This is a genomic window from Acidobacteriota bacterium (assembly GCA_016208495.1).
In the GTDB taxonomy this organism is placed as follows: Bacteria; Acidobacteriota; Blastocatellia; order Chloracidobacteriales; family Chloracidobacteriaceae; genus JACQXX01.
The window spans coordinates 1-15,048 of record JACQXX010000087.1 but is presented as its reverse complement, the minus strand read 5'-3'; the positions used below and the strand labels follow the sequence as shown (position 1 = coordinate 15,048).

Here is a 15,048-nt window from a genome sequence, read left to right as displayed (position 1 = left end):
GGATATCCAATCTGGTAAATGATTGATTCTTTTCGCGAACTCCGTGTTGAAAATATCTGTGAAATTTTACTAAAGACCTCACCTGATTTTGTCCTGACTACTCCGTACCTTCTTTTCCTGGCTTGACGACTCGCTATTCGCTACTCACAACTCGCTCTTCCTCAAAGGACTTCCCTTTATGGCAGATCCAAACAACATTTTTCTGAAAATTGCGCGCCGGGAAATCCCGGCGGATATTGTGTTTGAAGATGACCAGTGTGTCGCCTTTCGTGATATCAACCCCCAGGCGCCGGTTCATATCCTGGTGATTCCCCGCAAACCACTGGAATCAATCAGTGAAGCAACCGGAGAAGACACACAACTGCTTGGGCACTTGTTGCGGGTGGCGGCTCAAATTGCCCAAACAACGGGTATTGCGGAAACCGGATATCGAGTGGTGGTCAACACTGGACGCAACGCTGGACAGACAGTTTTTCAGTTACATGTCCACGTGCTAGGTGGACGTGACCTTGGATGGCCTCCAGGGTAAGAAAACGGGTAAAACGAAACTGACATGAGAGTTTTGGTGATCGAAGATGAAGTGAAAATGGCTTCGCTTGTGGAACGCGGCCTGAAAGAAGAAGGAATGGCGGTTGATGTGGTCCATGACGGCGAAGACGGCTTCATCCAGGCGCTTCAATTTCCTTATGACGTCATTATTTTGGATTTGATGCTGCCTTCCATGGGCGGGCTCGAAGTATGTCGGCGACTTCGGGAAAGCCAGGTCCACACCCCAATTCTGATTTTGACTGCCCGAGATGACCTGGAAACCAGGGTTCAAGGGCTTGATCTTGGGGCAGATGATTACCTGACCAAACCATTTGCCTTTGTTGAACTGGTGGCTCGAATCAGGGCATTGATCCGGCGTTCGCGACAGGATACCTCACCCGTCCTTCGAGTCGCGGACCTTATGCTTGACCCAGTCGCCCGGAAGGTTATGCGGAGCGGCAAAGAAATCTTGCTGACAGCCAAAGAATTTGCCCTGCTTGAATGCCTGATGCAAAACCCCAATCGCGTGCTTTCGCGCACCGTTCTGTCTGAAAAGGTCTGGGATTTGTCATTTGATACGCTGACAAATGTGATTGACGTTTATATCAACTACCTGCGGAACAAAATAGATCGCGACTTTGAACCGAAGTTGATTCATACCATTCGTGGTGCGGGATATATGCTCAAGGAACCTGGGAATTAGGGCTGAAGAAGGCGGGCTTAGGGCTTGGGGCTGAACAAACCAGGGCTTAGGGCTTGGGGCTGAAGTCTCGCAAGCTCGGGGCTGAAGAAAATGGGTTTCATACCCCGAGCCTACTGTCTTCAGCCTGATGTTTTCAGCCCTTTTTCTTTGGGCTTTTGCGTTCCCTGATTGGCGCTTTCTTGTGAAACATCGTATACTGGGCCAGTCTGTTCACCCACAATCTCCACGCTCCGAAAAACAATCAATTCAATCGCTTGCACGTGCCAATCCCCTCATTGCCACGGTTGGCCAGAGGGAACAAGTTGTCAAAGAGGATACACCAGGGAACTTCCTCCACCTGGTAGAATAAACTCTGTCAGGTTGGCTTGTCTCACCCTAAGTTGCCTATGAAAAAATGCCCACGTTGTACCCGAGATTGGCCAGATACCATGCGATTTTGCCCAGAAGACGGAACCAGACTACCAGAACTGGCGGGTGAAGATTATTTATTGGGCCGAACGCTTGATAACAAATACCTGATCAAGTCCAAAATTGGTCAAGGGGCCAGTGGTGCCGTGTATCGTGCCCGACGATTATCAATTCAGGATGATGTCGCCGTAAAAGTCCTGAAACCGGAACTGGTGGCTGACTCAGCCGCAACCGAACGGTTCCGACGCGAAGCACTTGCCCTGGGCCGAATCCATCATCCAAACACCATTGCCGTGTATGATTTTGGGGTCACACCTGACGGCATCACGTTCCTGGTGATGGAAATGCTGTCTGGCCGAACCTTGCGCCAGGTTTTGCGCGAGGAAAAGATGCTTGATCTCCATCGGACGGTTCATCTGTTTAACCAGATGTGTTCGGCACTGAATGTCGCCCATAACAACAAAATCATTCACCGTGATCTGAAACCGGAAAACATTATTGTTGAGAAATATGAAGGCCAGGGCGAAGTTGTCAAAGTCATTGATTTTGGTCTGGCCAAACTTCGGTTTACCGGTAACTTAATGAAAACATTGACTGAACAGGGCCGGGTGGCGGGAACTCCCTACTATATGTCCCCCGAACAATGGATGGACAAAACCATTGACGCTCGCACTGATGTCTATGGGCTGGGAGTGATTTTGTATGAAATGCTCACTGGATGCGTTCCATTTAATGCTCCGACCGTAATGCAACTGGCCAACAAGCACGTTCGGATTCCACCTCAACCACCCAACACGCTCCGACCAGATTTGCCCAAACCTGTCTCAGACGTGGTCTTGCGAGCCCTTAGCAAAAAACCTGAGGATCGCCCCTCGTCAACCCTGGAATTTGCCCAGGAGTTAACCGAAGCGGCTGAATGCTCGCTTCCACCCAACATGGCCGGACGCAATTTTCCGCTTCGCAATGTTTAAGAAGGTTAGTAGTGGTGAGTGAGTGGTGAGTTCCTGGTTCTTGGAAAGTGTTGATTTCTAACCACTAACCACTAACCACTAACCACTATTTGGTGCTTGGTTCTTGGAAAGTGTTGATTTCTAACCACTAATCACTAATCACTAACCACTATTTGGCTTGGCAGGTGATTTTCTCCGGACCGGCTTGGGTTTGGGACGACGAGCAAGTTCACTTAACCACTGTTGGGCTTCGGTATACCTGGCAAAGACACGTTCTTCGGTCTGAAACTCAGTTGAGTGAATACAATTTCGACCATTGACGGAACGAACCCGGTGCTTGATATGCAGCATTTCGTGATACAGCACATAGGCCACAACGTAGCCTGGGACGCGTGGATCATCAAGGGTTCGGCTGATGACAATGGTGTGGTGAGCCCGGTCATAATGACCGAGAATCCGGCGGGTTTGGGTTCGGCTCCAGGTCAGGGTTGGCTGGCTTAATTCATCAGAAAAATATTGATGGTTGAGTGTTTGAAACAGTTCTCCAAGGTCATAGACCTGGCCTTTTTCACCAGTGACGTGCTTAAACCCTCGGACCCGGCGGGCGCGCTCAATGGCAGTTTTGACACTGGGAAGTTGCGTAAAAACTCGAAAGGCTTCTTCATACTCAACCGGAACCGGCTTCTTTAAAATCTTGGCAATTAAAATACCAATAATCGCGTGCCGAACCACCGGCGAGGCACCTTTGAGTAAATCAGACAGCCGGATCAGTAGCGTTCCCTGCCGCAGTCGGATGGTATTGTTAAACCCGGCATACGGGTAAAATCGAACCTGAAACTCAGCGGGCGCCACCTTGCGCGGAGCAAATTTCCGAAATTGGTGACGAGCAAACTCAGCTAACTCGGTTTCAAGTGTTTCCACGGCTGGAGACGAAACAACTTTTTGTTCTGACATGGATTTGGGTAAGAAAGGAAATCACTTTCAAATCGTGATATTGAATTCAACCACCAGCACTTTTTCTTCATGGAATTGAATGGAGTGACGGTGATTACGGCGCCCTATTTGAGCATATTTTGGTCAGGAAAAGAATCCTTGCCAGCCTTTTCCAGAGCATGCTACTTTGCAACCGGGCTTCGGGTTTTTCATACCCCTCAATCCCCTCAATTCCTCCAGCCACCGCACCAAACTCGAACTTGTCCATCACTCTTTTTATGCGCTTGACCCATTTTGCATCTGCCTTGTTGCCTCTGCTTTTCTGTTTCCTGACAGGACCCGCGGTCTCTGCCCAGGAGGCTCCGCCGCCCAAGAAAAAAACGACCTCACCGGCAACCAGTACAACTTCCGGTCAATCAACCCCGACTGTCCCTAAACCGGCTCCAACCCTGGTTGATACCCTGCAGGGATATTTGAAACGAATGAATGTCAAGAGTGAAAAACGACAAGGGAATACCAGCACCCTGGTGACACATTATCAGAGTGGAAAAGAGGTGGTGGACCTGGTTTTGGTCAACATGCCATCGAAGAAAATGCTGGGCTTTTATGCCTACAAATTTGGAAATACCAAAAAAATAGCCAATCCAACTCTACTTTTTAAGACTTTACTCAGCCTCAACGATCAACTGGCAGTGGGGGCATTTTTTATTGATGAAGAAGATGATATTGGGTTTAAGTTTTCTGTTCGAACGGATCCCCAGGTTGGATTTGACGAATTTCAAAGTGTCTATCTTGGTCTGGTGGCAGCGGTCAAGCAGGCTCGCCCCCAAATCCTGAAGCACTTTGAAGAACAATCCGAACCAACTCAACCTGAAACGGATGCAACCGAGGCGCCGCCAAACCAGGAACCACAGTCAAAACTGGTGGCCCCGAAAACGAGTCTTCCATTGAATTCAAGTTTTCCAGTTACTCGATCACGACGGGTTCGCGGATTTGGTGTTTGATTGCCATTCTGGTCGGGCAGCCGCGTCCGGGGTCTCAAGATTGAATGAGATACTGGATCTCACACTGGGCAAGCAACTGAAGGCACAGACACTCATCAAGAAACAGACTTTCTTCTCCGAAATACCTCTTATAGGCACATTCAAATTTTCCTAAACCAGCCTCCGGGCTCACGTTCATTGCTTCTCCAGACTCCCAACATTCTATCCACTGTGGTCGAGTTATTTTCATCAGTATCATCTATCATTTTAACTGCCTGATATTTCCTTAATTGTTCGCATAGTGATCGGCACGGAGGATAGCTTTTTATCCAATAGTAAGTAATACTATAAGTGAAAAACGCTCCCTGGAAAAGTAAGTCAACAGACTCGGTCCTCAAGGGCCGAGCTTGAGTTGTGTCGCCACGACGCCATCCTGACGGATGGCCGGTGTGGGGAGATTGGCTCAAGCTCCGGTTGACCAGACCCCCGTGCAAATCACGGGAACCGATTGGGAAGAATATACAGGTACCTGCGGATGCCGCCTCAGTCCGCTGCCCTACGGTGACAGGTTAAACAGGCATGGGAGTCAGTGCCAGTGCCGGTCACGGCAAACCTTCCCAAATCCGGTCGAGAGGAAGTCGAATCCGGTCGGCGGTCACAGTTAGACCGGTACGCACTACCCGATGCAAATCGGTGCGTGATGTACTCTCTTCACATCACATCGAGGGTGGGAAGGATTCGTTCTTCCCGCTTTCGTATCAACTCAAAAAGGAGCGGCGTTTCCTCCCGGCCCAGCCAGGACCGGGTCTCCACGCCGAAGATAGGATGAAGAACCCAATTTCATCCTGTTTTTTCTTCACTGACTTGAGGCTTTCATTTGTCCTTTGCAATTCGCAACCTGCTCTGATAAAGACGGTTGGCTCATTCTAAAAACACAACCAGGTTGCTCTGCATCCCACAGTTCGGTTGAGTTCTTCCTTTTTTCGTTTTTTCATCAAGGGTGATAGATCATGTGGTGGGAATCGATTCGGAATTTTTTTGTCAGCGGGGTTGCAATCGACCTCGGTACGGCCAATACCCTGATTTACTCCCGTGGCCATGGGATTATTCTCAATGAGCCATCAGCGATTGCCATTAATCGGGATACGGGGAACGTTGTCGCGGTTGGGCGACGGGCCATTGCGATGCTTGGCCGCGAGCCATACGACACCGTGGTTCATCGTCCGATGAAGGATGGAACCATTGCCGACTATGATCTGGCGGAAAAAATGCTTCGGAATTTCTTTCACGCCGCCTGTAAACGCGAATCACGCCGATACTGCAAACTGGTGGTGAGTATTCCCAGTTCAGCCACTCAAACCGAACGTCGGGCGCTCCGCAATGCGGCCTATAGTATTGGGGCGAACAAAGTGTTCTTAATTGACGAAGGACTGGCGGCGGCAGTCGGCTCTGAGGTGATGTTTCGCAGCCCTCAAGCCCATCTTCTGGTTGATATCGGTGGTGGCACAACCAACATCACAATTGTCAGTACCACTGGAATTATCGCTTCAAAATCGCTTGAAATTGCCGGAAATCGCATGACCCAGGATATTGTTGAATACCTGCACCGCAAACATAAGTTGGTGATTGACGAACAATCGGCGGAACAAATCAAGATCAACCTTGGCTCAGCCATTCCACAGGAAAACGAAGCGTCAATGCTGGTCACCGGGAAAAACCTCACCAACTATAAAGTTCGTGAATTGACATTATTGCAAAGCGAAGTGGTTGAAGCTCTCGACCATACCCTCGACACCATCATCGAAGGAATCAGACAGGTCATTGAGTCAAGTAAACCAGCCGTAGCCGTTGATATTCATCGAACTGGTGTAACTCTGGCTGGCGGCGGGTCACTGCTTCGAGACTTTTATCGGCGGGTTCACCTTGAACTTGGATTACCGGCCATGCGGGCGTCGAACCCGATGGAAGCAGTGGTGGTCGGAGCTGGGCAGCTTTTGGATAGACCTGAGCTTTTAAAACGATTCTCTGGGGCGGATATGATTCGGTATCAGGAATGGGTTGACGAAGATATGCCGGTTCCAAGCTAATGAGGATTGGGCCTGATCTTTAAAAGGATGACACATCCTCAACCCAGTCCCCAGATATCAGGCTACCAGGTGCCAAGCACTCGCTGAATTGCCTGAAGTACATCCCTCACTTCAACTCCTTTAATGCATTCCGGCTCTGGAAATACCTGACAGGTGTACCCGGCACAGGGAACACATGGAAGTCGGCGGCGGACCACCTCATGGGGTGAGGTTGTCCACGGATGCCAGACTTCCTCGTTTGAAGATCCAAAAATAACCACCATTGGACGCCCCAAAGCTGCAGCAATATGCGCTGGGCCACTATCATTCCCGACAAAAAGTGACGCCCCAGCAATGAGGGCCATCATTTCTGAAAGCGAAAAATGGTCAATTACAAGCGTTTCATCTCTGGAAATCAGGTCTCCTTGAATAGCCCGTGCCACCCCAGTTTCAGACCTGGCCACGCAAATAATTGGTTTCAGCCCTAATTCCCTGACACGGTCAATCACTTGAGCAAATCGCACCGGTGCCCATTGTTTGGTTGCAAAAGCTGCCGCCGGGTGAAAAACGGCATAGGGTGATGAAATGCCGTTGACGGTGAGAAAAGCGGCAACGGTTTTCAAACTCTCAGGCTGGCATTTGAGTGAAAGCGTTGGGGGATGTTGAATTGGGATTCCCAGGTATTTGATCCAGGCAAGTTGTTGCTCCACGCAGTGAATCGTCTTTTTTTGCCAGACTTCCTGGGGTGGCGGAATAACAGTCGTTAACAGAAATTTTGTATTGGGGAGTGCAAACCCGACCCGGCGTGGTGTCCCTGAAAGCCAGCAAATCCAGGCCCCGGTTGTACCTCCGTGTAAATTGACCGCCAGATCAAAGCCTTCCTGTCTTAAATCCTGAATCAGCCGTCCTCGTTGAATCAAATCTCGCCATTTTTTGCGGGTTCGTGGAACAATAAATAACTGATCAACCAGGGGGTGAGCTTCAAGAACTGGTGCCGAAAGGGGCTCGCTTACAACTGAAATTGAGATATTGGGTGACCACTGCTTTAAGGCTTCCAAGACCGGGGTCATGAGCACCGTATCACCAATTGACCTCAATCGAACGAGTAACACTCGTCGAATTGCTTCTGGATTCATGAGCAAGGAATGGATTCTTCAAAGATAAGATGGGGGATATCTTCCTGAATTGGGAAGGCAACCTTGCACTGGGGGCACACGACCGAGGATTTATCAGCCGCCAGTTGAACCGGAGTATGACATTTAGGGCAGGCATACCCACTGATCTCTTGTTCTGTCAACGACATAATAATTCTGCTTTCAACTTTTTTGTCTAAGGCTGCAGGTTGTTATATCAACTGGCATTAGGGATCCGGAAGAAAATAAAATCCCAATGAAATCGGGTTCAGGTTTCAGGGTTTCAGGGTTTCAGGGTTTGAGGCGATGAAGTGACTTGATCCCACTCAAAATGAGGACTGGGGAACCGGCAGGTACCGCTCAAACTGGAGTATCTGGCCCTGAACCCTAAACCCTGACAAGATGACCGACTGACAAAGTGACAGGGTGATTTTTTCATCCCTCATCCTTCATCCCTCATCCCTTCCGAAAACCCTGAACCCTGGTGGTATGATATTTCCATCCGACTCCCTTATAAATATTATTCGTATCGAAGGGCTTCAATTGGGTCAAGCCGGGCAGCTTTCATAGCCGGCCATAATCCAAAGATGACGCCAGTTGCCACCGATACAACCATCCCAACAACTGGGGCTAATGGTGGTACATAAGAAGGAAGTACATACTGGATTCCAATCGCCATTAACCATCCAATTCCAATCCCAATCAATCCGCCAATCCCAGTCAAAGTGACAGCTTCAATCAAAAACTGTTGAATGATATCGCGTTGCCGGGCACCGATGGCTTTGCGAATGCCAATTTCCTTGGTTCGCTCAGTCACTGAAACCAGCATGATATTCATCACTCCGATACCACCAATCAAGAGGCCAACGCTTGAGATAGCGACCATGAGCAAAAATATACCACCAGTGATCTGGCCAAATTGCTCAACAATGTTGTCTGAGGTCGAAACACCGAAATTATCAGGGTCGTTGTATGAAACTTTTCTCACGCGTCGAAGGACACTGGTCATTTCATTGACGGCAGCATCCAGTTCTCCCGGTTTGGCCATTCCCATCACAAAATGGTCATCAAGGTGGGGATACATTTTGTGGCAGGTTTCATATGGGATGTAAACGGCTTTGTTTTCATTATTGGCATCATCATCTCCCACCAGAAAATGATCGCGCCGGGCAAGCACACCAATCACCTGGAAGGGATAATTATCAATCAATACCTCACGATTTAACGCAGCAGTTGTTGGAAACAAGGTCTCAGCAACGTCCAAACCGATGACACAAACCCGGTCACATCGAGTGTTTTCTTCTTCGGTAAAAAAGCGTCCTTCGCTGAGATTCACGACCCCCATTCGCTCATAAGCTGGCCAGGTCCCTTGTAAGGTACTATTGCGCATTTCATGGTCCTGATACCGAATTGGAATCCGGCGCTCCAATCGCCCTCCTTCATTTGAAAAATCAATTGGAGAAAGAAACAGTGCCACTTCTTTGACCGAAGGGCACCCTTCGCGAATGGCGACGGCTTCTTTTTTGGTTATGGGCTTACGGGTTCGTTCTTCAAGCGTTGGGCGGAAGTTAAATCCTGGGTTGAACTTATAGACATAAATGGTATTGGTCCCCCAGGCTTCGATTTCCTTGGTTACCTGGACATTGATACCTGAAACAAAGGCAGAAATGACAATCACAGTTGAAGTACCAACAATAACCCCCAGAATTGTCAGGAAGGTCCGTAGTTTATGCGCTTTGAGGGTATCGAATCCCATCAACACATTATTCAATAACTGGTTCATTTGTGTTACTCCCCGTCTTCAAACCTGCCTTAATCAGCTCGCAAGGCGCGGATAGGATCCAATGAGGCGGCTCGCCAGGCTGGATACACGCCCGAAGCAATTCCCACCCCTCCAGAGACCAGTAATGCCAGAAAGACAGCCACCAGAGGAAGTCGGGCTGGAATTGGTGTAAAAGCTGCCAGGGACAAGGCAATCATATAGGCAATCGTGACCCCAATCGCTCCCCCAACCAGAGCCAGAACAAACGATTCAGCCAGAAATTGACGAATGATATCAGTTCGACGAGCACCTAAAGATTTTCGAATGCCAATTTCACGGGTTCGCTCAGTTACCGAAACCAGCATTATGTTCATAATCACAATGCCGCCCACCACTAAGGCAATTGAAGTAACTCCGATGGCGGTCATCTGAATAGTGCCAAAGATCCGCTGACGCAGATTTGAAATCATTTCTACCGTAGTAATCCCAAAATTATCCAGGTCCCCAAATGATAAATGCCGGCGGTTCCGCATAATGACACGGACTTCATCCACGGCGTCTGGGACAACCTGTTCATTCGCAACCTGGACATAGACGGCAAGCGAGCGCCGGGTACCATAGATTTTCTGAAAGGTTGTGAGCGGGATATCAATAAACTTGTCCCGCGAGGCACCAAAGGCGGATCCAAGTGATTTGGAAACTCCAACGACCGAAAAGACTCGACCGTCAATTTTAATCTCGCCTCCAATTGGATTGGCCGTTTTAAACAAACGTTCGGCAACTTCTGATCCAATAAAACAGACCTGCCGCTTATGCTCAAGATCCTGGAAGGTAAAATAATTGCCATGAACCGCTTCCATGCGCTGGATGTCTCCCATCGTATCAGTTCGGCCCGTGAGACTGACTTCATACAGGATTTCATCCCCACGCTTGACCTCTGCCCCACCTCCGGTTTGCGCGCCAACTGATATGGCATACCGGGATTGAGCTTTGATCGCTTCCAGATCTTCCAACTTTATATCTTTGTTTCGTTTTTGCGCCTTTTCAAAGGCATCAAGACTGTTGAAATCGTCAATGCTGAATTTTCGAATCACAATTGCATTGGGGCCCATGTCCGAAATTTTTTCATCAACATAGGTGTTAAACCCTTCAATCAGCGAAACAACAACAATGACCGTGGCAACTCCGAAAATGACCCCAAGTAACGTCAAAAATGACCGTAACTTATGGGCCAGTATAGCACTAAGTGCTAATCTGATGATTTCGATATAAGACATAGTCCGATGAAAAACCTCTTCAGGTTGGATGGTTTTTTCACTGGGCGGATGTGGTGATTGGTGATTGGTGATTGGGGTGAAAGGAATCGTCCAAGCATACGACTGATATTCAACCAATGTCTCACCAATTTTCCGGGTTGGGCAGTCTCGAAAAATAAAAAAGCGGGTGGGTTATGAAACCCACCCGCCGTGGAAGCAGGCCGAAGCACTGCCTCTCAGAGACTATTCAGCATCGGCGAGGTTCAGCGTGTAGGCCGCTGACTTGACACCATTGATGCCAATCACTTCGAGGGTGTTGGTGCCCTTGCGCAGGCCCAACTGTTTCTTGTTGTTGCCCTTGGCCGTGATGCTGTTTGGCGCGGAGGTCGGCACAATCAGATTGGCCGGCACCGTCACACCATTGACGATCAGGGTTGGGTTCGGACCGAAGTTTGAACCCGCCACGAACAAGCGTTTCTTGGCAAAGCTGGCGGCAGTGATCTGCACCGTTGACGTCACCGTCACGTTGAAGCTCACTTCACCCGTCTTGGCTGGGATACCGTTATCCAGCGCACGCACCGTGATCCGGTACGTTCCCGCATCACCAATCTTCGGTGACAACGTGATCGTTCCGTTGCCGTTCCCAGCATCGCTCAGGATCGCGAAGCTTGGGGCCCCTGACATTGACAGGGTCAACGTCTGATTCAACGTCCCCAGGTCTGGGTCAATTGCCTTAACCGTCACAACACTATCCCTCAATTCCTGAGTGGTAATATCAGCAATCGTGCTCAGGGTTGGGGCGGTGTTGACAATCACCGTCAGCTTGAAGCTCGCCGTCGCGCTCAAGCCCAGGTCATTGGTCGCCGTCACGCTGACGTTGAACACGCCACCGTTGGCTTCGGTTGGCCGGAACTGGAACAGCGCCGTTCCACCACCACCATCCGTGAAGGTTGAGAATGGCTGCGCAAACGTCGTTGACATCGTCAAGCGGCGGTTGGTCGCATCCGTCGCCGTCACTGGCACCGCCAATGACAGGGTCGCATTCACGACTTGATCCGGAATCGGCGTGATTGACGGCGCGGTTGGCGCGTCTTTCACAAAGATTCGGAAGAACAGCAGGCTCGTCAGCGGCAGACGGAAGTCCTGATCGGTCACTTCCACGGCCACTCGATAATCCTGACCCAAACCATTGTTGGCGGTGGCTGATCCATCCGTCAATCCTGGTTTCACTGAAATTGACGCTGTACCATTACCGTTATCCGTCAATGACACAAAGCTTGGGAATTCCACTAACCGATACTTCAACAACCGGCCATCCAGGCTCTGGTCCACGTCCTCGGCTTTCACGTTGATTGTCTTCTGCTCGGCTTCCGACAACACAACTTTCCGGCCTGGGCCGTCAAACGCACGATTCCCGTTCGAGGTCGTCACGATTGGCGCGTGGTTCAAAATGCTGGTGATGTTGATGCTTTCATACACCCGACCAATGCGCGTCACGCTCACGGCATCGGGTGCAATCTGGAAGTTGCCCAGATCAAAGTCGTTGGTGAACTGGTCAACAATCGCTCCCGTGTCGCTCACCACGAACGCGCCGGCTGACGCCACGCCCGTCACGTTGTCTTCGTCCACTGGCGCCGTTCCAGAAGTCGTAAGCAGGTTATTCAACCCTGATGGGAACACGTTGGTCGTCCGTTGCGCGGCAAACGCGGCGCTCAGGTTGTCCAGGCTCGTCATTGTTCCCGCGAACAGGTCTTCCAACACGCCATCGTTTGATCCGCCGCCCCCAATGAGGTTGCCATTGTTGGTTTCCACACCACCCACGTGGGCGTCTGGACGTCCATTCTGGTTGTAGTCGGCGTTGATTGACAATTCACCGTATCCAATCACTGGATACAGTCCCAGCGGATCTGGCGATCCTGGGAAGGTCGCCACCCGGCCACCGGTTCGCACCGTGTCCACCAGCGACTGTGACTGCGTTGACCGCGTAAACTGGCCATCCTGGCTTGAACTGCCGAACAGCACCGTCAACGCTCCCGCTTCATCCGTTCCATCTGAATCATTGACCGTGAATGGGTTGTCAATATCGTTGGTCAAATCGCCGCCCAACTGTGACGCCACTCCCAGGTCGATGATTCCATCCAGGTTCAGGTCTGGAATGTCAATCTGAATTGCATTGCGCACCACCCCGTATCCGGCGGCGGCGATTGATACTGACTGCCGTGGCACTGGCACCAGGAAGTTCGTCGCCTGGAATGATCCATCGCCATTGCCCAACATGATGCTCACCACTGAGTCATCTTCTTCACCCGTGCCGGTTCCCAATCCACGACGGCCTCGGTTCAACACCGCGGTGTCCAACTTGCCATCGTCGTTGTAGTCGGCAATCGCCTGTGACAGCGGATCAAAGCCGCCCGTTTCCGCCACCCGGCCCTGGCCGAAAATTCCAGCGCCGTTGTTGATCAGCGTTGTCACGCTGTTGGTGCGTCGGTTCACCGCGATCATTTCCGGTGCCCCATCTTTTCCAGTCGCCGTTCCGCTTCCCGGTCCCGCTGGTCCGGCCAGATCCGCCAGCTTGATCGCTGTTGGGTCGCCGCCCATTGGGAACGCGCGAATTGCAAACCGCGTGTCAAAGTCAATCTGCGTGCTGCCCAGGTTATAGAGCACCACTGCCTGATCGTTTGGTCCGTCCACGGCCACCACGATGTCTCGCAGGTTGTCCCGGTTCACATCGCCGATGTCCAATGACGTCAAACCACCCGCTTCGTTGCGGGGGAAGAAGTCCAGCAGGTTGAACAACCCGATCCGTCGCCGGGCCGTCGCCGCCAATCCATCCGCACTGTTCTGCAGAATCACGATCTGGAACGCTCCGCGATCCACAATCGCCACATCCGGCAGCGCATCGTTGTTGATGTTGCCTTCGGCCACACCCACAAAGCTGCTCAACCGCACGGTGCCGAACTGCACGAAGTTCGCTCCCGACGCCGTTCCGTAGCCCACGTTGAGGCCGCCTGGCGCGCCCGTCAGATCCGATGGCGTGCTGCCGCGTGCAATCACGATGTCGAGCAACGTTCCCGCATTGTCCCCGAATTCAATCGGATCCCGCAGCCCGTTGATCGGAATCACACCGCTCGCCGGAATCGTGTTGATCGCCAATGACACCGCGCCATTGCTCGTCACCACTGAATCCAGGCCCAATCCACGCAGCGTTCCCTGATTGAACAGGGTTCCACCCGCGGTTGATGAACCGAACAGCGCATAGCCACCTGGCAACAGGTTCGTTCCCAGAATGTCGAGTTTGCTGTCCCCGTTCAGATCCTGTGTGTACACCGTTGTCGGTGATCCGCCCACTGGCAAAAACGCCGTCAAAATGTTCGGATATGAACTCACCTGGGGTGAGGTTGGCGCCGCCGTTGGCTGCACCGCCGCAATCGGTCCGGAGTTAAACACCGTCACCGTTCCCGACAGGTTGTTTGACGAACAAATGTCAAACACGTTGTCCCCGTTGAAGTCCCCACCTGACACCCCTGATGGCAGGTTGCCGGATGGCAGAATCAACCCGTTTTGTTTCCCAAATGGGAAGGGCGGCGTTGATCCAAAGTCATAATCTTCATCCTGGCGGCGCGCATTGCGCAGGATTGTTCCCTGGAATGACGCGCTCGTGGTGTCGTTCAACAACACAAACACCGACCCGACTGGGTCCGCGCTCCGATCCGGGGCTGACAACACATCGTCCAGCAGGTCTCCGTCGCTATCGATCCCGGCCACGCCGTCCCCGACTGAGCCAAAGTCCGTCGCCACAAACACCAGGTCGTTGGCGCCGTCCTGCAACTGTGACGTCCGGGAGAACATAATCGCCCGTGGGCACAGATTTCCCTGGAACGCCGTGATCGGCGCCACGTCAAACTGCCGACGGTTGTTTTCAATCGTTCCCGCTTCATCGTCATAGTCGTTGACGCTGCCAACGGCTCCCTGCGCATCATACACGCTTCCCGTGAAGCCCGCTTCGGCAACCACCGCGTTGCCCGCGCCCACACCGCCGCCGATCACCTGTTCCGGTGACCCTGGCGCCGCATCCGACGCCACGTCAATTCCCGCGAACCCGTCCGACACGCCCGTGTTAAATGATCCCGAGCACAGGTACGCCACGTCTGGAATCAATCCACCCGTGATGTTCCCCACCGTCACTGACACCGGGTTGCCCGCGAAGTCCAACTGTCCGTTCACTGAAAACCCGACGTTTCCTGCCGTGTTCCCGTTGAAGTTGATGTCCAGGTACAGAATCTGGTCGTCAAACGGTGTGGCACTTGTTCCATCGTAGTCAATCGC

Annotated in this window: 10 protein-coding genes; 5 read left to right on the top strand and 5 right to left on the bottom strand. The window is 51.5% G+C overall.

Annotated elements, in window-relative coordinates; translation table 11 throughout:
• The first annotated feature begins 178 nt into the window (after positions 1-178).
• The 3 genes from HY774_17835 (at position 179) to HY774_17825 (ending at position 2,610) form a co-directional block, all read left to right on the top strand.
• Complete coding sequence (locus HY774_17835; protein MBI4750345.1) at positions 179-529, top strand: histidine triad nucleotide-binding protein; 351 nt, start codon at positions 179-181, stop codon at positions 527-529.
• 24 nt (positions 530-553) lie between these two features.
• Positions 554-1,231 (top strand): response regulator transcription factor, encoded by a 678-nt coding sequence (locus tag HY774_17830; protein ID MBI4750344.1) that lies wholly within the window; start codon positions 554-556, stop codon positions 1,229-1,231.
• A gap of 428 nt (positions 1,232-1,659) precedes the next feature.
• On the top strand, positions 1,660-2,610 hold the full coding sequence (locus HY774_17825) for a serine/threonine protein kinase (GenBank protein MBI4750343.1): 951 nt from the start codon (positions 1,660-1,662) through the stop codon (positions 2,608-2,610).
• 141 nt (positions 2,611-2,751) lie between these two features.
• Here the strand turns inward: HY774_17825 and HY774_17820 are convergent, their stop codons facing one another.
• Complete coding sequence (locus HY774_17820; protein ID MBI4750342.1) at positions 2,752-3,543, bottom strand: M48 family peptidase; 792 nt, start codon at positions 3,541-3,543, stop codon at positions 2,752-2,754.
• Positions 3,544-3,800: 257 nt separating this feature from the next.
• Between HY774_17820 and HY774_17815 the strand changes: the two genes are divergently transcribed.
• Both HY774_17815 and HY774_17810 read left to right on the top strand, forming a co-directional pair.
• The gene (locus HY774_17815) at positions 3,801-4,526 is read left to right on the top strand and encodes a hypothetical protein (protein ID MBI4750341.1); all 726 of its coding nucleotides are present in this window, start codon (positions 3,801-3,803) and stop codon (positions 4,524-4,526) included.
• Positions 4,527-5,515: 989 nt separating this feature from the next.
• On the top strand, positions 5,516-6,592 hold the full coding sequence (locus HY774_17810; GenBank protein ID MBI4750340.1) for a rod shape-determining protein: 1,077 nt from the start codon (positions 5,516-5,518) through the stop codon (positions 6,590-6,592).
• Between the two features lie 62 nt (positions 6,593-6,654).
• Here the strand turns inward: HY774_17810 and HY774_17805 are convergent, their stop codons facing one another.
• The 4 genes from HY774_17805 to HY774_17790 all read right to left on the bottom strand — a co-directional run.
• Positions 6,655-7,707, bottom strand: a complete 1,053-nt coding sequence (locus HY774_17805) for a glycosyltransferase family 9 protein (protein MBI4750339.1) — start codon at positions 7,705-7,707, stop codon at positions 6,655-6,657.
• A 517-nt stretch (positions 7,708-8,224) separates the two neighbouring features.
• Positions 8,225-9,487 carry an ABC transporter permease gene (locus HY774_17800; GenBank protein MBI4750338.1) on the bottom strand — a complete coding sequence of 421 codons (1,263 nt, stop codon included), beginning with the start codon at positions 9,485-9,487 and terminating at the stop codon, positions 8,225-8,227.
• A 29-nt stretch (positions 9,488-9,516) separates the two neighbouring features.
• Positions 9,517-10,743 (bottom strand): ABC transporter permease, encoded by a 1,227-nt coding sequence (locus HY774_17795; protein ID MBI4750337.1) that lies wholly within the window; start codon positions 10,741-10,743, stop codon positions 9,517-9,519.
• Between the two features lie 222 nt (positions 10,744-10,965).
• Positions 10,966-15,048, bottom strand: a 4,083-nt coding sequence (locus tag HY774_17790; GenBank protein ID MBI4750336.1) for a cadherin repeat domain-containing protein, incomplete at its 5' end; no start/stop codon positions are given.

Bases quoted from the DNA above. Each gene is read 5' to 3' on its own strand.
- HY774_17835 (MBI4750345.1), top strand. From the start codon at position 179: ATGGCAGATCCAAACAACATTTTTCTGAAAATTGCGCGCCGGGAAATC.
- HY774_17830 (MBI4750344.1), top strand. From the start codon at position 554: ATGAGAGTTTTGGTGATCGAAGATGAAGTGAAAATGGCTTCGCTTGTG.
- HY774_17825 (MBI4750343.1), top strand. From the start codon at position 1,660: ATGCGATTTTGCCCAGAAGACGGAACCAGACTACCAGAACTGGCGGGT.
- HY774_17820 (MBI4750342.1), bottom strand. From the start codon at position 3,543: ATGTCAGAACAAAAAGTTGTTTCGTCTCCAGCCGTGGAAACACTTGAA.
- HY774_17815 (MBI4750341.1), top strand. From the start codon at position 3,801: ATGCGCTTGACCCATTTTGCATCTGCCTTGTTGCCTCTGCTTTTCTGT.
- HY774_17810 (MBI4750340.1), top strand. From the start codon at position 5,516: ATGTGGTGGGAATCGATTCGGAATTTTTTTGTCAGCGGGGTTGCAATC.
- HY774_17805 (MBI4750339.1), bottom strand. From the start codon at position 7,707: ATGAATCCAGAAGCAATTCGACGAGTGTTACTCGTTCGATTGAGGTCA.
- HY774_17800 (MBI4750338.1), bottom strand. From the start codon at position 9,487: ATGAACCAGTTATTGAATAATGTGTTGATGGGATTCGATACCCTCAAA.
- HY774_17795 (MBI4750337.1), bottom strand. From the start codon at position 10,743: ATGTCTTATATCGAAATCATCAGATTAGCACTTAGTGCTATACTGGCC.